This window comes from Faecalicatena orotica (assembly GCF_905197545.1).
GTDB lineage: Bacteria > Bacillota > Clostridia > Lachnospirales > Lachnospiraceae > Faecalicatena_A > Faecalicatena_A orotica.
Map to the genome: position 1 here is coordinate 320,258 of NZ_CAJJZH010000005.1, position 24,056 is coordinate 344,313.

General features: G+C 42.8%; 18 protein-coding genes, 1 pseudogene and 1 CRISPR repeat array. All 19 genes and pseudogenes read left to right on the top strand.

What is annotated here, in order from left to right; genetic code table 11:
- Window positions 1-32 precede the first annotated feature (32 nt).
- The 19 genes and pseudogenes from ABIN22_RS13105 to ABIN22_RS13195 all read left to right on the top strand — a co-directional run bounded on the left by ABIN22_RS13105 (window position 33) and on the right by ABIN22_RS13195 (window position 23,911).
- Window positions 33-452: a hypothetical protein gene (locus tag ABIN22_RS13105; protein WP_109732422.1), complete on the top strand. Its 420-nt coding sequence runs from the start codon at window positions 33-35 to the stop codon at window positions 450-452.
- Between the two features lie 248 nt (window positions 453-700).
- Complete coding sequence (locus ABIN22_RS13110; RefSeq protein WP_346909171.1) at window positions 701-1,915, top strand: FRG domain-containing protein; 1,215 nt, start codon at window positions 701-703, stop codon at window positions 1,913-1,915.
- A gap of 332 nt (window positions 1,916-2,247) precedes the next feature.
- Window positions 2,248-3,156, top strand: a complete 909-nt coding sequence (gene cas6 / locus ABIN22_RS13115) for a CRISPR system precrRNA processing endoribonuclease RAMP protein Cas6 (protein ID WP_346909173.1) — start codon at window positions 2,248-2,250, stop codon at window positions 3,154-3,156.
- 11 nt (window positions 3,157-3,167) lie between these two features.
- The gene (locus ABIN22_RS13120) at window positions 3,168-4,145 is read left to right on the top strand and encodes a DUF6602 domain-containing protein (protein WP_346909175.1); all 978 of its coding nucleotides are present in this window, start codon (window positions 3,168-3,170) and stop codon (window positions 4,143-4,145) included.
- The gene (locus ABIN22_RS13125; RefSeq protein ID WP_346909177.1) at window positions 4,111-5,832 is read left to right on the top strand and encodes a Cas10/Cmr2 second palm domain-containing protein; all 1,722 of its coding nucleotides are present in this window, start codon (window positions 4,111-4,113) and stop codon (window positions 5,830-5,832) included. Before ABIN22_RS13120 ends, ABIN22_RS13125 begins: the two co-directional genes overlap by 35 nt.
- On the top strand, window positions 5,829-7,961 hold the full coding sequence (locus tag ABIN22_RS13130) for an RAMP superfamily CRISPR-associated protein (RefSeq protein WP_346909179.1): 2,133 nt from the start codon (window positions 5,829-5,831) through the stop codon (window positions 7,959-7,961). The genes ABIN22_RS13125 and ABIN22_RS13130 overlap by 4 nt, the downstream gene beginning before the upstream one ends.
- Window positions 7,951-9,510, top strand: coding sequence for an RAMP superfamily CRISPR-associated protein (locus ABIN22_RS13135; RefSeq protein WP_346909181.1), 1,560 nt, complete (start codon window positions 7,951-7,953; stop codon window positions 9,508-9,510). The genes ABIN22_RS13130 and ABIN22_RS13135 overlap by 11 nt, the downstream gene beginning before the upstream one ends.
- Window positions 9,491-10,195 carry a type III-D CRISPR-associated protein Csx19 gene (csx19, locus tag ABIN22_RS13140; protein ID WP_346909183.1) on the top strand — a complete coding sequence of 235 codons (705 nt, stop codon included), beginning with the start codon at window positions 9,491-9,493 and terminating at the stop codon, window positions 10,193-10,195. The genes ABIN22_RS13135 and csx19 overlap by 20 nt, the downstream gene beginning before the upstream one ends.
- 13 nt (window positions 10,196-10,208) lie before the next feature.
- The gene (locus ABIN22_RS13145; protein ID WP_346909185.1) at window positions 10,209-12,431 is read left to right on the top strand and encodes a TIGR03986 family type III CRISPR-associated RAMP protein; all 2,223 of its coding nucleotides are present in this window, start codon (window positions 10,209-10,211) and stop codon (window positions 12,429-12,431) included.
- Window positions 12,432-12,619: 188 nt separating this feature from the next.
- Window positions 12,620-13,247: direct repeats of the CRISPR family, unit length 32 nt; unit sequence GTCACTTCCTGCGCGGAAGTGTGGATTGAAAT.
- 116 nt (window positions 13,248-13,363) lie between these two features.
- A complete protein-coding gene (locus ABIN22_RS13150; RefSeq protein WP_346909187.1) occupies window positions 13,364-14,053 on the top strand; it encodes an AAA-type ATPase lid domain-containing protein in 690 nt (229 codons plus the stop codon).
- Window positions 14,054-14,066: 13 nt separating this feature from the next.
- Window positions 14,067-14,519: a helix-turn-helix domain-containing protein gene (locus ABIN22_RS13155; RefSeq protein ID WP_346909189.1), complete on the top strand. Its 453-nt coding sequence runs from the start codon at window positions 14,067-14,069 to the stop codon at window positions 14,517-14,519.
- A 151-nt stretch (window positions 14,520-14,670) separates the two neighbouring features.
- Window positions 14,671-15,489: pseudogene (locus tag ABIN22_RS13160) on the top strand (Fic family protein); the annotation flags it as partial.
- 134 nt (window positions 15,490-15,623) lie between these two features.
- The gene (locus ABIN22_RS13165; protein WP_346909191.1) at window positions 15,624-16,376 is read left to right on the top strand and encodes a LytR/AlgR family response regulator transcription factor; all 753 of its coding nucleotides are present in this window, start codon (window positions 15,624-15,626) and stop codon (window positions 16,374-16,376) included.
- Window positions 16,377-16,390: 14 nt separating this feature from the next.
- On the top strand, window positions 16,391-17,710 hold the full coding sequence (locus tag ABIN22_RS13170) for an ATP-binding protein (protein ID WP_346909193.1): 1,320 nt from the start codon (window positions 16,391-16,393) through the stop codon (window positions 17,708-17,710).
- 83 nt (window positions 17,711-17,793) lie between these two features.
- Window positions 17,794-20,856, top strand: a complete 3,063-nt coding sequence (locus ABIN22_RS13175; protein WP_346909195.1) for a glycoside hydrolase family 3 N-terminal domain-containing protein — start codon at window positions 17,794-17,796, stop codon at window positions 20,854-20,856.
- A gap of 65 nt (window positions 20,857-20,921) precedes the next feature.
- Window positions 20,922-21,104 (top strand): hypothetical protein, encoded by a 183-nt coding sequence (locus tag ABIN22_RS13180; RefSeq protein WP_118620507.1) that lies wholly within the window; start codon window positions 20,922-20,924, stop codon window positions 21,102-21,104.
- Window positions 21,101-21,736 carry a peptidylprolyl isomerase gene (locus ABIN22_RS13185; RefSeq protein WP_346909197.1) on the top strand — a complete coding sequence of 212 codons (636 nt, stop codon included), beginning with the start codon at window positions 21,101-21,103 and terminating at the stop codon, window positions 21,734-21,736. The genes ABIN22_RS13180 and ABIN22_RS13185 overlap by 4 nt, the downstream gene beginning before the upstream one ends.
- A gap of 187 nt (window positions 21,737-21,923) precedes the next feature.
- Window positions 21,924-22,286 (top strand): BlaI/MecI/CopY family transcriptional regulator, encoded by a 363-nt coding sequence (locus tag ABIN22_RS13190; protein WP_118620505.1) that lies wholly within the window; start codon window positions 21,924-21,926, stop codon window positions 22,284-22,286.
- Between the two features lie 2 nt (window positions 22,287-22,288).
- The gene (locus tag ABIN22_RS13195; protein WP_346909199.1) at window positions 22,289-23,911 is read left to right on the top strand and encodes a M56 family metallopeptidase; all 1,623 of its coding nucleotides are present in this window, start codon (window positions 22,289-22,291) and stop codon (window positions 23,909-23,911) included.
- Window positions 23,912-24,056 lie beyond the last annotated feature (145 nt).

The following is a 24,056-nucleotide window of genomic DNA, read 5'->3' on the forward strand; positions in this document are numbered from 1 at the left end:
CACAGTATCGAACAAAAGATAAGGAATTTCATATGACGGACTGGAACAAAGAATTTCACGGTATATCTATTAACTGTGAAGAAAAATTAATCCAAATTAAGAATGACCGTGCACTTCTCTCATTTTTAGACGACCCTGCAACGAAAGGTTCTCTCTTGATTTCGGAATATGCCCATCAGCTTTATTTAAAAGAAATGGGCAGGCCGCTGAATATCTCTATAGACTCTGTTGCTATTGAAATATTAGGACATGTCTATGCAGATAAGTTTGCTGATTTGGCTTCATGCTTCAAAATCAAAGCACTTCAATCCAAACTGGCTGATATTAAGAGCAGAACTGATATTATTGATTGTGGTGAAAGAGATATTGATTCTGACCGCCATATATGGGACGATTTGGACAAACATAATTTAAAGCCTGTTATTTTTGCAATGTGCGGAAAGAGGGCATAATATTTTTCACTGAGCAGGCTTTTGGAAATATCCAAAAGCCTGCTTTCGTGTGGAAACAAAAGAAACAACAGAATAACATTCCCATTGAAATAAATGTCGAATTACTATAGAATTAAGTTATATGAAAGGCGGTGATTGTCTTCTTCTTTTTCTTTTTTAATTTTGAACAAATAATAGATAATCCGATTATTCGGGAAGCGTTTAAACAAGTTTGTGCTGATAAACTCTTATCAGATATGTATTGTGATATGGAGGAGTACATATCAGGGCGTATTGATAAGAAAGATATGCTTAACAGCCTTTTGGCCATTGAATCGCCGTATTCAGAGCTATATAAAAAACCGTATCCGACAGCAGAAGACGGAGTATCCATCTGGCGCGATTTTCAGAAGAATTATCTGGAGGATCTGGAAGGCTTTCATTTCGATGAAAGGAATGAAGAGTTTCAAAATGAATACCAATTAGGACTTTTAGAGGCTAAGGCCATAGTTAACTGGATGTACAGGGCATATCCTAATATGGAAATGCGAAAAGATGAGACTAAAACAATTCTGCATCAAATTAGCAAGACTTTTGATATAGCGGAACTGGATTTTGCTGACTGCATTATATATGTAAAATCTAAGGTGGAAATCAATATTATTAACTCCTTCGGAAGCTTTTGCAAAGCAATGCAGGACATTGGTTCTGCTAAAAAGACGTCTTATTACCGTGGGCATTCAGATATTAATTACCTGCTGCTCCCTTCCATTATGAGAAGGCGCGAGTGGCTGGACCATGAATGCGATATGTACAATGAACTTATCATCGAATGTCCGGAGGAATTTTCGCACTGCTTTGCACATTTGGACTATCTGGTCCATATGCAGCACTATGGCCTGCCTACCAGAATGCTCGATGTTACCCGGAATCCTTTGGTGGCTTTATATTTTGCGTGCGAAAGTAATCCAACAAAAAAAGGTGAAGTCATTGTTTTTGATGTCGAAAGGGAGATTGTAAAATACCCGGGCAGCGATACCGTAACGATACTGGCCAGTATTCCATTGTTTAAAAAGAAATCAAAGGAAGAATTGGCTGCTTGGGCAGCTGACCCTAAAATTAGTCAGAAGGATTTTAATGAAAAGGCAGTAAGACTTCTGCATGAAGTCAAATTAGAAAAACCGGCATTTAGAGATGAAATCATAAAAAAGGACATCTTGGATTGTTTCTTTGTATTATCGGAGAAGAGAAATAACAGGATAATTAAGCAGGATGGAGCCTTTATAATATGCGGCCTTTTTAATAAGAGGTATAATCCTATCCATAAATACCGTTATACATATAAAGGGAAAATCCAGATATACACCATTCCCGCTAATAAGAAAAAAGGGATACTGAATATGCTAAATAAATTCTCCATTAACAAGGCATCGTTATTCCCGGAAATCTCAGATGTAACAGAATTTATTAAAAGCAAGTATTAACTAAACATTTGCTTTTATAGAAAAATAAATATTTTTTCGTCACATTGAAATGCATGAAATCCCGGACATAGGTTCCGGGTTTTTCATTTGCAGAAAAGTGAGGACCTAAATGAATTTTGCGGATGTAATTTAATAAATGTATCATTTTATAAACTGTCTGGCTTATGAAAACAGACAGTTTTTCTTTTCTTTATTTTAGGAAAATGATATTTAAATCTTATACCGTAAACAAATAGAAAAAAATAATAAGATCACGTGTAAATCTCATGTGACAGTATTTTTTTGTCACTAATTGGTATATAATGGAAGAAAGTATATAAGGGGGATCAGGTATGTTTGAATTTTTAAAAAAGATAACTCTGCGGGCATCTTATGAGTGTCAGGAATCAGGCACTTTACCAGGTTATATGGGCTCTACAGTGCGGGGGATTCTGGGACATTGCATACGTGACTTCTGTTGTGACCGCCAGCAGGAAAAATGTTTTCGATGTGAGAAGCGGGGAATCTGCCTTTATGTCCAGTGCTTCAGTAATACTGGAGGAGAAGCAGGGGCGATTAATCCATATACACTGTATGTTCATGGACAAGGAAAGGAAAATTGGGAGAAAGGGGATGTGTGCACATTTGACCTTACTTTACTTGGCAAAGCTGCGGAACAGGCAGGAGTCTATCTGGATGCGCTGCAAGCGGCTGAGCAAAAGGGATGGGGCGCAAAGAGGCTATCTTTTAAGTTGAGGCAGGTAATAGAACCGGAATCAGGAAATCTGATTTATGCCGGCGGGAAAAGCTGGATTCGAAATTTGTGCCCCAAGCCGCTAATGATAGCAGACAGAAATGTTTCCTACGCAAGCCTTACATTTGATACGCCTCTTAGAATCGTATCAGGAGGGGATTTATTTGAGACATTGCCGTTTGAGGTGCTAATGCAGTTTATGATTCGGAGAATATCATTATTGACGACAGCCTGCACGGATTTTTGTATGGAGTGGGATGAAGAAAATTTGCTTGCACATGCGAAACAAATCAGAATTGTATGTGAAAACTGGAAGGACGTGGGATTCTCCAGATACTCAATGAACCAAAAGACGGGAAAACTGGAACTTCCTTCTAAAACAGGATGGGTATTGTATGAGGGGGATTTATCCAGTTTTGTGCCGATATTGGAGGTCGGACGGTATCTGAGAGTTGGGAAAGGGGCAACGATTGGATTTGGGCACTATGAGATATCGTATGATAGATAGAAGGAGAAAATATGGGAAATACAAAGACTTACACAGATGTTATGAAGATGCTTGCTCAGAATTACGAAGAGATAGAGCACTCAATTGTCAATCAATTGATGCTGAATGTTTTTAATCATTATTTGACAGAGGGAATGTATCGGGAAGGGGTATGGAAATCTTTATTTGAAATGATTATCCCGAAAAAGTATTGCATTGAACAAGGGGTATTCATTATTGACTCATATGGCAATAAATCAAAAGAAGTTGATTTGGCTATTTACGATGAATTATATACTCCCTACATTTTTAATTATGAAAATGTCAGATTCATCCCCATAGAGGCAGTGGCTGCCGTGGTACAATGTAAAAGTAATGGCATAGAGTCAGAAGATATTTTGGAATGGGCGGAATCAATAGATAAACTGCTCACTTCATTAGATTCAGTCACAAGGATGGCAACGGGAATGACAGATAATTATACGGATACAAGGAAGGTGACTCAGACAGCTACCCGCCCAATCAAAATTTTGTGCGCACTAGCGGAAAATATTACAAATGAAGACTTAAAAAAAGAGTTTGATATCATACTGACAGTAGATAAAGATAAGAAAAAACTAATTAAATTTGTCAGAGAGGAAGACAGCTCATTAAATACGTGGAATTGTTCCCTGAATCATGCAATGGAAGGAACAGAGCCAGAATCTCGTGAATTGATAAAAGAGAAAGCTGATAGACAGGCAAGAATATTCAACAAAGAGGGAACAGGCAATGCGAGACCGCATCTTCTCCAAGATTTGAAAATCGGTCAGGATAAAGGAAACGGGGTAGAAGAAAATGTCCTCCTTTCCCTGATTTTCCAATTGAACCAGCTCCTCATGGTTTTAAATAATCCAATGCTTTTTCCGCACCGGACATATGCAGACACGTTTAATAGGATACTGAAAGGTTATGACAGAGAACAAGGAGAGGAACATGGACAGGAAAAAGAGCATGGAAAAGAAAAGTAATGATTATATTTTAGCGAAATATGATGTAAGCGGGATTCAGAGCTATATATTTGCAACGAACCGTCTCCGTGAAAACGCAGGGGCATCCTATCAGGTAACCAGGATTCTGGAGGAATTTCTTCCTGAGGCCATGAAGGGAGTATTGTCTGATAATGGTGAAGTTAAAACTGTAATAACTAAGTGGAACAGGCAGGACAGTCTAAGTCTTCCGGAGGATGAGGGGATTCAGGCTGAGATTGTCTATATTGGCGGCGGCAATGCGGTTGTTTTATATAGAACAAAAGAGCAGTATATCAAGGTAGGTCAGAGGTTGGGCAGAAAAGTGGCAGAGAACTGTCAGGGACTTTATCTTGCGGCTGCCTGCATTGACACAAAGCTTATAGATTTTCGGTCTGATATGAAGAGGTTAGATGATCGTTTGGCGGAATATAAGCAGAAAATGGTCCGTCAGCCTGTCATGGCGCTATATCCGGTAGTAGAGCGGGACCATTTATCTCATCATCCAATTACACATAGTATACGTTATGAAAAAGTGGACAAGGTGAGTATTGATTATTTGACTGAAATCCAATATCAGAAGCGGAATGCATATGAGCAGATACAAACGTGGAGATATGAGCAAATACACGGTTCTCAAAAAGCCAGAAGTGAAAATGCCGGGGACCAAAAAGAAGGAGGGCAAGTGGGCGATTCTTCTAGTTATGGCTTCAAGTGGCTGTATCCTGAGATTGGGGAAGGGGCTGAATATGCATATCCGGAGGAAGCGGAAATGCTGTGCAGGAAGACCGGAGAAGACAGCTATATTGCAGTAGTACATATTGATGGAAATGGAATGGGAGCGCAGGTTAAAGAGATTATGGATACTCACATGGAATATAAAAAAGGCGTTCCATTGCTCCGTAAAAAATCGAAAGAGATAGCTATGCTTTTCGGTAAAACTTATGAAGAAGTGCTTCGGAAATTATGGGTACACCAAAATGAACTGATGATAGAAAGCGAAGACGGGGAGAAGATACTGCCTTTGCGCCCGATTCTGCTGGATGGGGATGATTTTACATTTATTTGTACGGCAGATTTAGCCATACCGATAACTATAGGTTTTATGGGGCAGTTATCCCTTTTGCAGAAGGAAAAATCAAAAAAGATAACGGCATGTGCCGGAATTGCGTTTGTGCACAGTCATTTTCCTTTTTATGAGGCATACAAGATTGCCGAAGAATCTTGCTCCAGGGCGAAGAAAAAGTGGTATGGAGAAAAGCAGTTAAGAAAAGAGCGGGGCAATAGTGAAGACCCAGAAGAAGGGTATCTCGATTTTGAGGTAATTAAAGGAAGTGAGATAGGTGCATTTCAGGGGGATGAGGAATGGCAGGCAAGACCGTATGCGGTTAGGGAACAGATAAAAGAGGAAGAGCCAGGAAGCCTGAGTATTTTGTATGAGGTGCTGAAAAAGATGGAAGACTGGCCTTCGAACAGGCTGCATAAGATTTATCATGCAATGCAAAGGGGCGAAGTGGAAGTGGACAACTTACAAAGGGAGTATCAGTCAAGGGGATATCATATCGAGAAGCTGGCAGGAAACCTAAACTGGCAGGAATCGCCGCTATTTGATGCTCTGGAAGTCAGGGGGATGTGCCGGTTAGATCTACTGAAAGAATATTTAAATATACAAGATGAGGTAAGCCGATGAAAAGATGGGATTTAAAAATTGTGCTAAAAAGCGATTTATGTACGGCGACCGGTGAGAATGTGCCGGGGATTACCAATGTAAAGACAGCCTTGGAATATGGCATCCCTTATGTTCCGGCAAAAAGGATTAAGGGCTGTCTGGTGGAGGCGGGCCGGGAAATGGCTGATAATGGGATTATAGAAGAAGGTATGATGAGGCAGCTTTTTGGTGCTCCGGGTTTAGAATATGAAAGGGGCGTATATATACAGGATGCCCATTTATATTCTGCGCCTAAGCATCTTTTTGGATTAAATGAAGAAGGCAGTTTTACTATTAAGGACTATGAACAGTTTCGGAAGGCAGCAGAGAGCTGTCCGGAGTTAGATGATAGTTTTTTGGAAGAGGTTTTTACCAGAAGGCGTGCTCGTACAGCTATTGATGCAGAGCTGGGGAGTGCACAGGCACATTCTCTGCGTACCGTTCAGACTGTTCCGGCAGGGATTGTTCTGAAAGCCCGGCTGGAAGGTGAACTGAGCGATGAAGGTGGGAGGGCATTGGAGCTCTGCGCTAAGGGATTACGCCATATGGGACTTGGGATTACAAGAGGGTTCGGGGAGGTACGCTGTTCGTTAGAAATGGTTTCTTCCGGGAAACGGGATTGTGCAGTGCCTGTGAATCAGTATAAGAGAGGGCTGTTAGAAGAATTTTCCCCGGAGGAGGAAGTAGAACTGGCGTATGAGATCAGATTGGATTCACCTGTAATTGTGGAGGGAGATACTGGGGTGCATATGGATTGTCTGCCAGGGGCAGCAGTATTGGGTGCGCTGGCAGGCATGTATATCAGAAAATATTCATTAGGGGCTAATGCACATGAAGACGAGAACTTCAGGAGAATATTTCTTAGGGACGGGGTACAGTTCGGATATGGTTTCCTGAAAAAGGGGGATAAACAGTATATACCGTGTCCGAAAGCATTGGCTGTGAAAAAGGATGACCAAAGCGAATGGTTTAACATATGGTGCGAAAATCCCCGCAGGAAGGACATTAGCGGTCAGATATTTTTGGAAGATAATGAATTGCATGTTGCCGTACCGCAAAAAGAGATACACTTTCATCATGCCCGTCCGGCAGACAGAGGAATTGCCCATGCATTGAATGACCGTGCAGAGGATACCACCCACCAGACGGGGCAGTTTTTCGAATATATTGCATTGTCAAAAGGGCAGGTGTTCGCGGGCACTTGGAAGGGAAGGGCAAAAGATATCGAAAAGCTTGCGGAATGTCTTGCAGACAATGCCTGGCGTTTGAGGCTGGGACGTTCAAAAACAGCAGAGTATGGGGAATGTACTTTCTGTATAAAAGGGGTAAAACGTTCTGGACAGGGGAAAAGTCCGGCAGTTACGGGGAAGGAGTGGCTGGTATGGCTTGTGAGTCCAATGGTTCTGGAAGATGAAAACGGCGGTCCTTTTTTTGAATGGAGCAGTATAAAAGAACAGGCAGAAAAAATAATGGGGTATCCAGCTAAGGAGTTTAAGTCAGCCTGCAGCTATACAGTGGTAAACGGCTATAACAGCAAGTGGAGGATGCCTTCCATTTCATATCCGGCATTAGCGGCCGGAAGTGCATTTTACATAACATTAGATACGGACGAGGATATCAGGATAAGTGAACTGGAAGGGAAAAGATGGGGGCTGATGACTGGAAAAGGCTGCGGACAGATAAAATTAGAGCCTTGGTCCAGAGTGGATAAAGGGGGAAATATCTGTAATTCGGATGAGGGACATCCGCCTGCTCCAGAAACGTCAGGGAACGAATCGGATGACGGCATGCTGGCGCAGTTATGCAGCTATTATGAAGAGAAGACGAAATGCGAAAACCTTTCGTTAGACAAACTGGATACAATCAAAAGAGAAGAACTTCCGCCTTCTTCTTCCATAGAGTTGCTGCTGCAGATACTGCGCAGTCAGAATGGGGAGCCTGGATTTTATGAAGAGATTAAGCTACAGGCTGAGAAGATAGCCAAAGAGAGCAAAAAGAAACGGGTGCTGGAACTAATAGCGCCATGTCAGGGAGAGTCCTATGAATTTATGAAGCATTATTTAGAGAATGCAAAATGGAAAGTGAGGAGCAGGGATAAGGATGAAGATTGAGAGAGAAAGTCGTACTATGTGCCGTGATTTACCGCAGACTCCTCCGAAAGGTATGGATTACGGGAGACCCTTTGGGTGCAACAAAATCTGCGGACGCCTTTGTATTGAACTGGAGGGAAGCCTTGCATCTGCTTTGTCTATTGGCTCAGGAGAACAGGAAAAGACGGATTCAGATATAATTTTAGACAGTAAAGGAAATCCTTTTATCCCGGGCAGTGCGCTGGCTGGGGCATTGAGGGCATATACAGGAGAAATCGGACGGGAAAAAGAAGCAGATCAGCTTTTTGGAAAACCTAAGGATGAACTGCCAGGGGCAGCAAGTGACCGTCAGAGCCGGATATTTGTCTACGATACACAGATACAAAATGCACAGATTGGAATCCGTGATGGGGTAAGGCTTGGAGAGGCAAAGACGGCGGACTATAAATCAAAATATGAGATTCAGATTATAGAGAGCAATGCTAATTTTAAAATGCGGCTGGAATTTATAGAACGGGAATCCCAAAAAGCACAGAATGATTTAAAGAAGCTTATGAATGATGATTTACGGATGGTATGGAACTGGGTGCATGGGTTTACAACAGGAGAACTCCGGTTGGGAGCCAGGAGCCAGAGGGGATTTGGACAGTTTAAGATAGAAAAGGTCCGAATCAAAACGTTTAATATGGAAGAACAGGCATCCTATCTGGAGTGGCTGGAATGGGATTGGGAAAAGCCTGATGCATTCATTCTGGAGGAATCTATAGATATAACTCATGGGGCAGAGGGACAGTATGCCAAATGGCTACGCACAGAGGGGAAGGAGGCAGCACGAAAATTTATCCATTGTTTCGAAGTGCCTTTGGATATCCCTTACACGTTATTGATCAGGACATACAGCACGACCTTTAAAAGAACGGATGAAATGCCAGATTACGGGCAGTTAACAGCAGGGGGCAGAGGGGAAGAGGCGTTGATACCCGGCAGCAGTATTGCAGGTGCTTTCAGAAGTCACATCGCGAAGATTATAAAAGAGATTGCCCACCTTGAAAGCTGGGAAAAGGCACAAAGCAGGCTAAACCCTTTCTTTGGCACATGGATGAAAAATGATGCAAAGAATGACGGGACTGGTGATAAAATTCTTGCCTCCAGAATCATATTTGAGGAGACAGTTGTGAAAGGCGGCAATCAGCTTCCGGTATTTCGGAACGCCATCGACCGGTTCACAGGAGGGACTGTGGAAGGTGCTTTATATGAGGAGGTTCCCTGGGCAGGGGGGAACGTGCTTCTGAGAATCTTCTTACAAAAGGACAGGCATAAAGAGGGCACGCAGGATTCGGATGATATAATCTGTGGACTTCTGTTATGGGCGATTCTTGATTTGCAGGCAGGCATCCTTCCAATTGGCGGGGAGACGGCGATTGGCAGGGGGATCTTTAGCAACTCAGGTAAAAAATGGGAGGAAATCTTATTGGATGGACAGCCACTGAGTGAGCAGAAAAAAGAAAAGTATTTGCAAAGGGCAGTGCAATGGGCAAAGGAGACAGAGGATGAATGTACAGAAGGATAATGCCAGAGAAGGATATAAAAAGATAGAGTCAAAATCAGAAGAGGAGATAAAAGAAACAGTTAAAAAATATTTTCCGGAGGGAGCCTATCTTTATGCTGTGATGGATTACGCTGTTGGTTTTGGGAAATATGAAAACAGAGAATTCTACATAGTTTTAGGGAACCATACTGCGTTGGAACCTCTTTCTTGGGAATATACAAGGGAATTACGTATTTTTGATGGAGCCGGAGAGTTATGGCTGAAGCCAGCCGGAGACGAATGGAAAGGGCGGTTTCGCGGAAGTCTGGATAGGATAAAAGAGGTTAGAGAAGCAGAAAGCAATGACGGACTAAAATCTGATAAAGAAACAGAGGACCATATGAAAGAGGAGCCTAACAGAGATAATGCAGACAATAAAGAAGAAAAAGAATATTACATGGATGAGAAGCAGAAACTTTGGGGTGAGGTGAAGAGGGACAATCAGGGCGGAATCCCTGGTTGGAGTCTGCTGACCTCCAACAGGGGGACCCAGATACAGATACCGGTGCAGCTTCCGGTACCAAAGAATCATGAAGTCCGTAACCGGGTTGGCGCTGCCATAGAGGTAAGACGATATATGCGGGTTCCAAATGCTGACAATCAGGAGCTGGTTTATCAGACAGACATACGCATGAAGGGATTCTGCATATGGGAACATAATAGGTGAATAGGGGGATAAAATGAACGGATATAGCATAGATGAAGGTGAAATGTATAACAGAAAAAAAGATCCTAAAAAGAAAGATCCTATTAGAACAACTAACCCCTCCCCTGCAAATGTGGGAGGGTATAAGAAAAATTATAAGAACAGCGGCAAAGAACAATCCTGCAAAAACGGAAATGCCCTTTACAGTTCAGATCAGAATAAGCCGAAAAAATATAAAGAAGGAGAACGGTTTGTAAATCCATATAATTTTATACCTTTTGAAGGACAATGTAAGCGTGAAAGTTTAGAAGGGAATAAAGACATAGGCTATATGGGTTATTTTGACTGCAGCCTGCGTCTATTAACACATTTGTTTATCCCGAACACATCTTCTTATAAAAGTCTTACTAATGTGGAGGATGTGAAAAAAGCAAAGAAGGATTCAAAGGACTATGTAGTAAAAGGGTATGACTTTTTTTCTTATGATGATTTGTCGGGAATAGGACCGTATACAGATCAGCCGCCGCTTCCGCCAAGGAATCCGGTAATACCCGGCAGTGAAATCAGAGGTGCTGTGCGCAGCGTATATGAAGCAGCTTTTAACGGATGTATGTCCTCCGTTGACGGAGAACGTGATATTTCACGAAGGGTGATTGAGGTCAAACAGCCGGGAATTTTAAAAAAAGAACCAGCCGGGTGGTTCCTAAGACCGTGCACAAAGGTAAGGCTGCGGGTCGAACAGGAGGAAGAGCAGAGAGAGAATCAAGAAAAAGGCAAGGTATCTGACAAGAGAGGCATGGTAAAGAGAGCGGTTTATAATACATGGAAAGAAGGAAAGGAAATATGGGTTAAAACTGGAAAAAATAAGGTGGTAGTTCAATATAAACCTTACAGTCCCGATTTAAGAGAAGCAAAGGGTTTTAAAAAGGGTTATCTTCATAAAGGCGAGTATATTGAAAAGAAAAAGTATGAGGCAGTTTTTCTTGAGGATCAAGAAGGCGGAAGGAAAGGTATTCGGGTATCAGACAAGGATGTGGAACTATTACAAATTTTGCTGAATGAGTATAGGAATGAAAAAAAGAACCGAAAGGCTAAAGATGGTAAATGGTACAATGAATATGAAGTATTAGAAACGGGCACGCTTGTTTATTATACAAAAACAGAGGGTGGACGTTTATATCTGTCGCCTGCTTGTATAGGGAAAGAGATGTTCACGAAAAAGATAAATACGATATTAAAGAATAATGGGGAATATCAGCCTTGTATAGGTGAAAAGCTTTGCTCTGCCTGCCAGATATTCGGAATGCTGGACAAAACAGAACAGCCTAAAACATTTGCGTATGGCTCAAAAGTAAGGATAACAGATGCTAAATTGGTAAGTCCCCCAACAAACATAAAAGAACTATTCGAAGACCCTCTAGTTTTGCCGGAATTGGGAGAGCCACGTCCAAGTGCTGTTGAATTTTATACGCAATCGCCTTCCCCAGAATCTGATGACTGCCAGATAGAGCAGGATAAAGGGTATTGGACTTATGATTATAAGTATCTGAAAGATGGCAAAAAAACAAAAAGAGTAGTTTTGGATGATTTCCAGCCGAAAATCAGAGGCAGAAAATACTACTGGCATCATGATGTAAGGATTGAAGATTACAAAAAGGATAACAGCCTGAATGCCATGAGGCAGAGAATACGCCCGATGAAGCCTTCAGACAATTTAGAATCTGTTCCTATATTTCAATTCAGAGTTTATTTTGAAAGTCTTAGCAAAAAACAGTTAAACCAGTTAAAGTGGGCGCTTGATTTTGGAAACCCAGATTGTGCACATAAGATTGGGAGAGCAAAACCACTGGGATTTGGCAGTGTAAGGGTTAATGTTGATGAACTCCATATAAGAAAAATTGATGAAACTACAGGGCGGTGGTATATGATGGATATTGGCGCAAATGGCAATGAGAGTTTCGAAAAATTCTTTGAAGATTCACTTGTTAATATGGACAGAGTGCCACAAGCACTTAAGGTGATGGCCAACTGGAAAAATAGACCTGATAATGTCAGATATCCGTTTGGAGAGGATGAATCAGGAGCTGTTCGAGGTAAAGAAAATGCCAGTGGCTCCCACCAATGGTTTACAATTAATAAAGGGGAAAATGAATTGCATCATAACTTTATCAAGGTTCTACCTAAGGCGGAGGAAGAGATTGATAAAAATTTATGTAGGGAAAAGGCACTATATGATTTAACTAGAAAGAGAAAATGAATGTCAGGTGCGAATGTGAAGTGGACATAAATTCCCCGGGAGATTCGCACCTGATAAAGTGGGGAAAATGTAGTAAAGAGGGGAGGAAATAATGGGGAGAAATGATAATGGGTTGTAATATTGATAGAAATAGTATAAAATATGGTAGAAAAGCATAATTATAGATGGAGAAATTGTGCAATTTTGCTGTCACTTCCTGCGCGGAAGTGTGGATTGAAATATAATAATCATTCCTTTCATCATTTGATGAGAAGTCACTTCCTGCGCGGAAGTGTGGATTGAAATTCCTACACAAAAGGAGATCCGGCTATCATCGTTTCGTCACTTCCTGCGCGGAAGTGTGGATTGAAATCCCACAAACTGGAGGGATAAATGGCCGGATTACGTCACTTCCTGCGCGGAAGTGTGGATTGAAATCGGTTCTGCAGCTGCAATGAAAACCATTGCTGACTGGTCACTTCCTGCGCGGAAGTGTGGATTGAAATTGCCCGGTGCAATGTAGATGGACGGCTTGAGCTTGTCACTTCCTGCGCGGAAGTGTGGATTGAAATCTTTCATTAAATCAATATTGTTTAGTTTCATAATGTCACTTCCTGCGCGGAAGTGTGGATTGAAATATATTCAGCATCTTCCCAAGCAACGTTAAAGACCGTCACTTCCTGCGCGGAAGTGTGGATTGAAATTTTGGTATTCCGTAACACCACGAACCGGTAACTAAGTCACTTCCTGCGCGGAGGTGTGGATTGAAATGACCGTGAATATTCAATCGAACGGCGTTTATACGGTCACTTCCTGCGCGGAAATGTGGATTGCAGATGAATAATAATCTTTTAGAATGTCAATTTGATGAAACCCTGTCGATGTCGATTGCGCAGCATCATCTGGGGGGGCAAGAAAAGGGAATCTCTTTCCTATCATCATGGATATGCGTTATGTCTATTCGTTGCCAGTATGCGAACAAGGAGAAAAGTGTGCTTTCCTATCGGGTGGACTGTGCCATGTTAGACCAGCCTATTTTCGAAAAATTATTTTTATCATCCAAATCTCCGCTTTATGCGCAGGATTCTTTTTTATTTTTATTTGACCTGCCTAAACTTCAGCCAGAAGTGCAGATCCTTCTATATGATTATCTGGCAGAGAGGAACTGCAAAGTTGTAGCTGCAGTGATTGAAAATAGTGGTAATTCTGATGAGATCCCTGAATTATATGAAAAGCTTACAGAGTGGATGGGGAAAAATGTTTTTAAAATGCCTCCTCTCAGGAATCATAAAGGCGATATTGAATTCCTGAGTAATATTCTTCTGAATTATTATAACGCAGATTATGGGAAAAGAATTTTCGGCTTTGAGGAAACTGCAATGGATGAATTGAAAAAATATCCCTGGCCGAGGAATATTACTCAGCTTTCACAGATAATATCCCTATTAGTAATGCAGACAAAAGACTTATACATCAGTGAATCAATGGTACGTTACCAACTGGGCGAAGAAAAAACAGTGGAGGATGCTGCAGGAGAACTGATACTTCAAAATGTTAGTTATTTCCACCCCCAGTTGCGCAAATATACAGCCCCCTATATAGAGTGCAACCGTTTTATCTGCTATGATGATGACATCAACTAAAGGAGGATATGAAATGAATTTTTCAGAAAAATTATTAGCACTGCGAAAAAGCAGGGATTTAACTCAGGAGCAGCTGGCGGAAAAATTAGATGTGTCAAGACAGTCGATATCGAAATGGGAATCGGGTCAGGCGGTACCGGAATTGGAGAAGATTGTAGCTTTAAGTGGTCTGTTTGATGTCACAATCGATTATCTTCTGAAACCATCTGAAATAGATGAACTTTCCGTAAAAACAGAAATGCTTGAAAAGCAGCAGGAACAGATGCTTGTGAGGGAAAGAAAACGCACCAAAATGATCCACTGTATCTTGTATGTAGTTGGAATTTACCTGATATTTTTTGCGGTATACTTCGTTGGACACTTTAATCTTGAGATATGGAATGGTTCAGTGATATTTGCTGAATTTCTTATTGCAACGGCAATTGCAATCTTCGTTACACTGAAATGCATGAAATCCCGGACATAGTTTCCGGGATTTTTTGTGATTGGGCGATACAGTTGTTAAGTGGAGGTCCATATGTTAAAATAAGCAGGTGAAATAATCGGACTATTTAGGCGCTGTTTGGAGGAGGAAATAAGGGATGAATTTTGATTACGAAAAGAATAAAGATAGTGATATGAACAAAGACCCCTTTAAGGAATATTTGAAAGAGTCTGAGCCTGATAAGCGCAGTAAAGGTTATGCATGGAGTACAGCGATCGGTTTGCAGGCGGTAGACGGATTAAAACCTTCAAAATATCTAATTGATACCGCTATTCAAAATATCGAAGGTAAAATCACGATAAAGGAAGCTCAAGATATTATTGACAGTTATTATGAGGAAAGACCGGAGGCTTCCGATGGTGAGCGTACTGAAGAAGCGGATAAGGTATCGGCACGAATTGCAGGGATACTGTCGGAAACAGCGTTTTCGTTTTCTCCAAATGAATATATATCAATCCACCGAAAATTGTTTCAGGGTATATATAAGCACGCCGGAAAGATAAGAGATTATAATATTACAAAAAAAGAGTGGGTTTTAGATGGTGCGACTGTTATATACGGAAGTGCTTCAGAACTTCGTGCTACTCTTGAATATGATTTCTCGCAGGAAAAGAGCTTTAGTTATAAGGGACTTTCAATGAACGATATTATCCATCATTTTGCGGTATTTGTTTCAGGGTTGTGGCAAATCCATATCTTTGGAGAAGGCAACACAAGAACAACCGCAGTATTCTTTATTAAGTATTTACAATCACTTGGTTTTTCTGTGACTAATGATATGTTTGCGGAAAATGCATGGTATTTCAGAAATGCACTTGTTCGTGCTAATTATACGAACCTGCAAAAAGGGATTTACGAAACAACAGAGTATCTCGAGGTGTTTCTGAGAAATCTGCTTCTGAACGAAAAAAATGAATTGCATAATCGCAATCTGCACATAAGAGGGCTTATGAAATAAGGTAAAGGGAGAGGACATATTTTCAAAGGAATTGTTATATTCGGGGTGCCGGTTAATTGCGGCACCTCTTTTTCATTTAGTTTAAGCAATGACAACCACATCAGAAAAATGCTATAATTTGTTTTATAATGCCAAAGCAGTACGTGACGCATGAAAAAGAGGTGGGAAATATGATTCGCATTGCGGTTGTAGAAGATGAAAAAGAATATCAGGGCAGGCTGGATGCCTATATCAAACAATTCGAGCAGGAGAACGGCCAGTCTTTTCAGGTTACATTTTTTAAGGACGGGCTGGATATTGTTGATGATTACAAGCCGGTATGGGATATTATCCTGATGGATATTAAGATGAAGCATATGGATGGGATGGAGGCGGCAGAAAAGATCCGCCGCAGTGACCCGGCCGTTATTCTTATTTTTATAACAACAATGGCGCAGTATGCGATTAAAGGCTACGAAGTCGATGCTCTGGATTTTGTGCTGAAACCGATTACCTACGCACAGTTTTCCATGAAGCTGAAGAAGGCGTTAGTACTGCTGAAAAAGAAGGAGGAGAAATATCTTCTGCTTCCGGTTGATGAGCGAAAAGAGCGCGTTTCTACAAATGATATTTTATTCATAGAGGTGAAGAACCATAATCTCCATATTGTATCGAGGAATAAGACATATGTTATGCGTTGCTCCATGCAGCAGATGGAGCGTGAACTTGCGGAGTGTCATTTTGTGCGGTGCAGCAATTCCTATCTGGTTAATCTGAAAAATGTGACAGGGGTCCGGAAGGAAACTGTCATGGCCGGGGAATATGAACTTCCCGTCAGCAGGCCCAAGAAGAAACAGTTCCTGAAAGCATTGTCGGATTATCTGGGAACCGGGTATCTGTAGAAGGAGAAAATCGTATGGAAAATCTGTCTTTCCCGATAGAATTATTTACGGCCCTGATTGTTTATGCAGTGCGTCTGGAGAAAAGGGAAAATTTCTTGAAAAAGTTTGTGTTTACAGTTTTACTGGAGTGCATGGTTATGGTGGCCCTGTTTGAATATCAAGATGGTATTTCAGTGTTTATGACAGCGGACACCGGAATGACCGTGACGGGTACCATGCTGGTCTGTGCTTTTGTCTTTTTCCTGATGGCAGTACTGGTGTGGATTCCGTTCAGGGTATCTTTGAAGGAAGCTGTGTACTGTGCAACCTGCGCGTATCTTACGGAGCATATCGCATACTGCCTGAGGCTTATCATAAAAGGCTTCACTGGTTTAGGCACAGGTCCTGGCACGCTTCTGCATCTGGCCGTCCATGCAGGTGTTTATGTGCTGTCCTATTATATTTTTGCGAGGAAGATGGCAAAGGAGAAGCATTATGCGACCAGCGCCGTGAAGTCTTTTGGGTTTATGACAATCGTATTGTTCCTTGTTCTGGGGATGAGTGTGGCAGCTTCGGTCGGGGACTTCGAAACGATACACGGTATTTATGCCCTGTTCTGCTGTATCTTTGTCCTATACAGCCAGTTAAAACAGATGAGTCAGCTTAGTCTTCAGGAGGAACTAAATGTGCAGAAACAGCTTTGGATGCGCCATAAGGCACAGTACGAGATGTCGAAGGAGACGATTGATATTATTAACCGCAAATGCCATGATCTGAAACATCAGGTGGCGGCGCTTAGGGGTATCGATAATCTGGAAAAGAGGTCTGATGCGATTGACTCAATCGAGGAGTCGGTGATGATTTATGATGCCATGCCCCAGACCGGCAATACGATTCTGGATACTGTTTTGACGGAAAAAAGCCTTGTCTGCAGTCAGGAGCAGATTAACCTGACCTGTATCGCGGACGGCGGGCTTCTGGATTTTATGGATGCCGTGGATCTGTATACACTCTTTGGGAATGCGCTCGACAACGCGATTGAAGGTGTCCGGAAACTTCCGGCAGACCAGCGGTGTATCAGCCTGCTTCTGCATAAAAAGGCGGGACTGATTTTTATTCAGTTTGAGAACCCGTATCAGGATGATATCAGGATGGAAAACGGAATTCCGAGAACATCCAAGCATGACAGGAATTATCATGGTTTCGGGATAAAAAGTATCATCCATACGGCTGAAAAGTATGGGGGATTTGTGACAATAGAGACGGAATATAAAATCTTTCTTCTGCGCCTTACGATACCGGCTGTGCAAGTTACGACGCAAAAAAGGCAGACTGGGACAGACGGGAACGAATAAGGTATTTCTTGTGATATACTCCGATAAAAGCCGGTGTGGCAGGCACACTCCGGTGGGATGAAACAGGTTTAAAGGAGGAAATCATGAAGAGGAAAGAGAAAAAGGAAGGAAAAATGTTTGGCAAGGTAATCCGCACGATTATTTCAGGCGTCCTTGCCATTGTACTGGTTGTGCTGATGGTGGCGGCCAATACCGTGCTTGCGTCAAACGACAGGATGGTAAATTGCATTTTGGGAGATGTAGACAAGACAATCGATAACTCGAAAGCGGAAACAGAAGGTCTGGACTTAAACTACAACAAGGCAGACTATACAGAAGACGAGATCGGCGATGCGGAGGCAGACCTGTCCGGGCGGATTTCTCAGGAGGGGATTGTCCTTCTGAAAAATGAAGAGAATATGCTGCCGTTGTCGGAAGACTCTACATTCAGTTTGTTTAGTGCGAACACGGCAAAACTGACCGTAGGCGGCGGTATGCTGGGAGGCGGAACTGGCCTCAGGGATGTATATGAGGAAAAGGGAGCGAAAATCAACGATACACTCTGGCAGTTCTATGCCGAGGGGGCCGGAAAGGATTACGGACTTGCAAGTGGTTCCATCAGTTTCGGTGATGCCGAGGATTTCCGGATCAATGAGTGTCCGTTGTCAGAGATTTCGAAGGAAGCACTGGACAGTGTAAAAGATACGGTTCCGGTTTATGTTCTGAAAAGGGTGGCAGGCGAGGGCCGCGATATGCCCCGTTCCATGTATAACCATGCAGACAGTCAGGAAGATAAAGAGAGAAGCTATCTGGAGCCGGATTCTGCGGAAAGAGAAATCCTGCAGTATTTGAATGACAATTATGACAACACCGTCCTTGTCGTGAACTCAAATGCGGCACTGGAACTGGACTGGCTGGCTGATTACCCGAATATTCACTCTGTCATCTATGCCCCGGGCAGTATGGATTCGGTCACAGACGTCCTGACAGGGAAAGTCAATCCTTCCGGACGTACTGTGGATACATTTGCGGCAGATGCACTGGCATCACCGGCAGCACAGAATTTCGGGGATTATGCGTATTACAATGAAGACGGAACGGTCACAAAATATAATTATGTCAGCTATGCAGAGGGCATTTATGTAGGCTATAAATATTATGAGACGAGATACGAAGACACCGTGCTTGGTCAGGGGAATGCAGGAGAGTTTGACTATGCATCGGAAGTCTGCTATCCTTTCGGCTACGGATTATCCTACACAGAATTCCAGTGGGAGAACTTCAAAACGGCATGGGACAAAGACACGTGCACAGTCACGGTTGATGTAAAGAATACGGGAGACGTGTCCGGCAAAGATGTGGTGGAAATCTATGCCCAGAGCCCATACACGGAATATGATAAGGCCAATGGTGTGGAAAAAGCATCGGTACAGCTTGCCGGCTATGCTAAGACCGAGGAACTTGCACCCGGCGAGACGCAGACGGTAACTGTCACATTTAAGGAAGAACAATTAAAAGCATATGACTATAAGACTGCAAAAACTTACATTTTAGATGCCGGAGATTATTATATTACGGCTGGCCGAAATGCCCATGATGCAGTCAATAATATTCTTGCAGCAAAAGGAAATGCTGATGTACAGAAAATGACAGCGCAGGGAAATTTGGGAATGACAGATGTTTACGTTCCTGAAAATCCGGATGTAGATACAGTTACCTATGCAAAGGATTCCTACAGTGGTCAGGAAATCAGCAATCTGTTTGATGAGGCGGCAGGCGATGTGACATATATTTCCAGAAATGACTGGCAGGGAACATGGCCGGAGCATGACGGCAAGGCGATGGATCAGGTCAGCACGTGGGGAAATGAAATCAACGGGACGGATAAAGAAGGCAATCCGGCTTCGTTTGTCTACGGGAAGACGGTCAGCAGTGAACTGCTCGCTAAGATCGACTCCTTTGACTCCTTAAGCCCTGTGGATCCTAAGAGTTTTGACGATGAAATCGTGTATGGAAAAGACAATGGGTTATCACTGATCGATATGCGTGGTCTGGACTTCGATGATGCTCTTTGGGAGGATCTTTTAGACCAGCTGACGGCAGAGGATTACTTTACAATGATTGCACAGTCCGGTTACGGGACAGATTTTCTGGAATCCGTCAACAAACCGTTCTGTGTTGATGCAGACACCGCGTCAGGACTGATTTACGGCGGTACCGGGGCAATGTTCCCGAATATGATGACACTGGCACAGACATGGAATCAGGACCTTGCACTGGAATACGGGACAATGATCGGGAATGAAGCACTGATTGGCGGCGCTGACGGATGGTACGCCCCGTCCATGAACATCCACCGCACACCGTTTTCCGGCAGAAACGGGGAGTATTACTCTGAGGACGCCTTCCTTTCAGGAACAGTTGCTTCACAGGAAGTATATGGGGCCGCATCCAAGGGCATGTATACATATATCAAACATTTCGCATTTAACGATCAGGAAAACCACCGCGGTGACAGAGAGGGGCAGTTTGCAGTCTGCACATGGCTAAATGAACAGGCGGCACGTGAGATTTACCTGACTCCATTTGAAATGTGTATGAAGAACGGCGACGTGGAGTTGAACTACGTCCGGAAAAATGACGACGGGACATACGAAAACGCAACCCGGGAAATCCGTGCCTGTCAGGCGGTCATGACAGCATTTAACCGTGTGGGATATACATGGACCGGCGCGTCCTACCCGCTGATCACAGGAATCTTAAGAGACGAATGGGCATTCAATGGATTTGTCCTGACAGATAACGCAAACACAGGCGTATTCATGGATGGATACCAGATGATCGAATCCGGGGCAGACGGAAAGCTGACCTATGCAAAAGAATCCGCCCGGTTCGACTTCGATGAAAACGACCCGGCTGTATACCACTATGGAAGAGAAGCCATGCACCGCATGCTCTATACTATCGCTAACTCCAAAGCAATGAACGGTGCAATGCCGGGAAGTGTATTTAAAGATACGATTACACTGGTGGATAAAGTGAGACTGGCAATTAACATCATCTGCCCGCTGCTGATCCTTGGCATGGCTGTGCTGACTGTACGCAGATTCAGGAAGAAAAAGGCGAAAGTGAATGTTGAGTCAACAAGTGGACATGAAGAATCTTAAAACGAGTTATGACCAATAAGATTTAACAGATACAGGAAAGCGAAAGGGAGCTGCTGTACCGGCTGATGAATGACATCAGCGGTGTAGCAGCTCCCTTCAGCTTTTTCATGCTTTTTAAGGATGTTTTCCTGATGATAAAAGGGATGACTTACGTGTGGCGTAATGGTATAATGCTAACTGTGAGCGGACAAGAAAACAAAGAAGATAAAATAAAGTATATTAAGAAGCAGAAAGGATATGACAAATGAAGAAAAAAATATTAATAATCTCAGCCATTATGCTGGCTGCATTCTCACTTGCCGGCTGTCAGTCAAAGACAGAACAGGAACCAGAAGAGCAGGCACAGCAGAGCCAGGAAGACCAGAGCAATGCAGACCTCCTGTCAGGAAAGCATCATGCGGAGATAACCGTGAAGGATTACGGTACAATAAAGGTAGAATTAGATGCAGATACAGCCCCGGTTACAGTGACGAACTTTGTCAATCTGGCGAATGACGGATTTTATGACGGCCTTACATTTCACAGGATCATTTCCGGCTTCATGATTCAGGGCGGAGACCCACAGGGAAATGGGACAGGGGGTTCCGGTAAGACAATAAAGGGTGAATTTTCGTCGAATGGTGTGGAAAATCCTATCTCACATAAACGCGGAGTCATCTCGATGGCCCGGTCCCGGGACTATGACAGTGCCAGTTCCCAGTTCTTTATCATGCATGAAGACACAGACTCATTAGACGGAGAGTATGCGGCATTCGGGCATGTGACAGAAGGCATGGAGATCGTGGATAAAATTTGTGAAGATACAAAAGTAGAGGATGGCAACGGCACCGTTGCGGCAGAAAACCAGCCGGTAATTGAGACGGTGAAGATTACAGATTAAGTTTTTATAATGATACAAATATAAAATCAACAAAAATGAGCGTTTAAAGTATGACAGAGTGTCTTTAAAGATATGATGGATTCTTAAACGCCTTTTTTTATCTAAAATAAGATTGACGCATCCGGGTTTAATGTGTTAAACTCACAATAAAGGTTGAATGAATTAAACCCACAAGGAGGATGAACCAATGGATACACCGAAAGTTTTTGAAAGCGAATACCGTTTCTGCCTGATTTTGTGGGAGAATGAACCTGTTGGGAGCACACAGCTTGTTAAGCTCTGTAAAGAAAAGCTGGGCTGGTCCAAGGCAACAACCTATACAGTCATCCGCCGTCTTTCGGAACGCGGCGTTTTGAAGAATGAAAATGCCGTTGTAACATCTCTCATTTCAAAAGACGAGGTGCAGGCAGCGGAAATTGATGAACTATTGGAGAAAACCTTTGAAGGCTCACTTCCCGCATTTGTTTCGGCATTTACAAAACACAAAAAGCTGTCATCAGAACAGATAGAGGAAATCCGCCGAATGATTGATTCTTATGAGGAGGAATAAGCATGGAGGCAGTTTTTTTAAAACTTCTGAACATGAGTATTGCAGGCAGCTGGATGATTTTTGCAGTGATACTTTTACGTTTCCCGTTAAAGAAAGCGCCAAGGTGGGTTACCTGTGTACTCTGGGGCTTAGTTGGCATCAGGCTTATTTTTCCGTTTTCAATTGAGAGCATTCTCAGTCTGATTCCAAGTGCCCAGACGATACCGGAGAATTTTGTTCATATGGAACAGCCGGCAATCAGCAGCGGGATAGATGTAGTTAACCAGATTATGAACCCGGTCCTGTCACGGCAGTTTGCACCCGATCCTGCATCCAGTGCAGACCCACTGCAGATTATTACATATATCGTGTCTGTCATCTGGCTGATCGGGATGGCACTCATGTTGTTATATATGGTTTGCAGTTTTTTTATACTAAAGGCCAGAATGAGGACGGCCGTGCGGGTGCGCGGAAATATATGGCAGAGTGAGCGCGTCAGGTCTCCTTTCGTATTGGGGATGATCCGTCCCCGGATTTACCTGCCCTTCCACATGAGTTCTGCAAAGATGAAATATGTGATAGCACATGAAAAGGCCCATATACGCCGGCATGATCACTGGACAAAACCGATAGGATTTTTAGTCTTAACAGTGTATTGGTTTAATCCGGCCATATGGGCGGCATATATCCTGCTATGCCGTGATATTGAGGTAGCCTGTGATGAGAGTGCGGTCAGAAATATGGGGGTGGACGAAAGGAAATCCTATTCTATGACGCTGCTTTCTTTTGGAAGCGGGCATCATACACCGGCAATTTGTCCGCTGGCATTTGGCGAAGGAAACATCAGACAGAGAGTTAAAAATGTTCTGAATTATAAAAAACCAGTATTGTGGATGCTGATTGCAGCAGTAATTGTATGCACGGCTGTGGCAGTATGTTTCATGACAAATCCAAAAGAAAAGATTCAGAAAGTGGATGCATTGGAAGTAGCTGTTAAAGAAGCAATACTTGAGTATTGGAAAGACGACAGAGAAGAAGTTGATTTTCAATGTGAAAGCCATGTGACTCTGGCTGAGCTGTCAGGGGAACGTACGAACGACAAGACAGGAAAGACGATTGAAACAAAAGAGGTTTATGCAATGGTATGTGAACAGTCGGTCAGCTATGACGAGGAGCCATTCACACTTGTGGGTGCAAGTTCCATGCCGGCAGTACTGAGCTTTGACGTGGCTTCAGATGGTTCTTACAAGCTCACAGATTATTGGGTGCCTCAGGACGGGGATTATAATGAATCCAGCATCAGGGAACGTTTTGCGGCCCTTCCTCCGGAGGTGGCAGAGGAGGCACTGGATACGCAGAAGTATGCGGTTTCACAGATACAGGACTGCTATACACAGATTGTAGAGCATGGCGGTGTGGACACAGACCGGGTTTTAGAAAAACTATTCGATGTGATTATGGCGTCACCAGATGAAACGTTAAGTCCACAAGATATCATACAGGCACATCCGATAGAATATCGTGAGCTTATTTTCTATAACGATTACACCGTGCAGTATATACGTTCAAAAATCAAGGAAGACAAGGTTTCAGGAACAGAAGCGGAAGTCATGCGGCGTATCTTGGCGGAGCTGACCGGGGAATAGACAAAAATGTAATATTAGTACTGTTTTTATATTTCATAAGATTTAGGTTAAACAGGCATATCTCACAGGAGGTATGCCTGTTTGACTTTCCGGAAAAGGAATGAATTGCAGGTTATGTCCTCCAAGATGACAATCCGTGAACAAC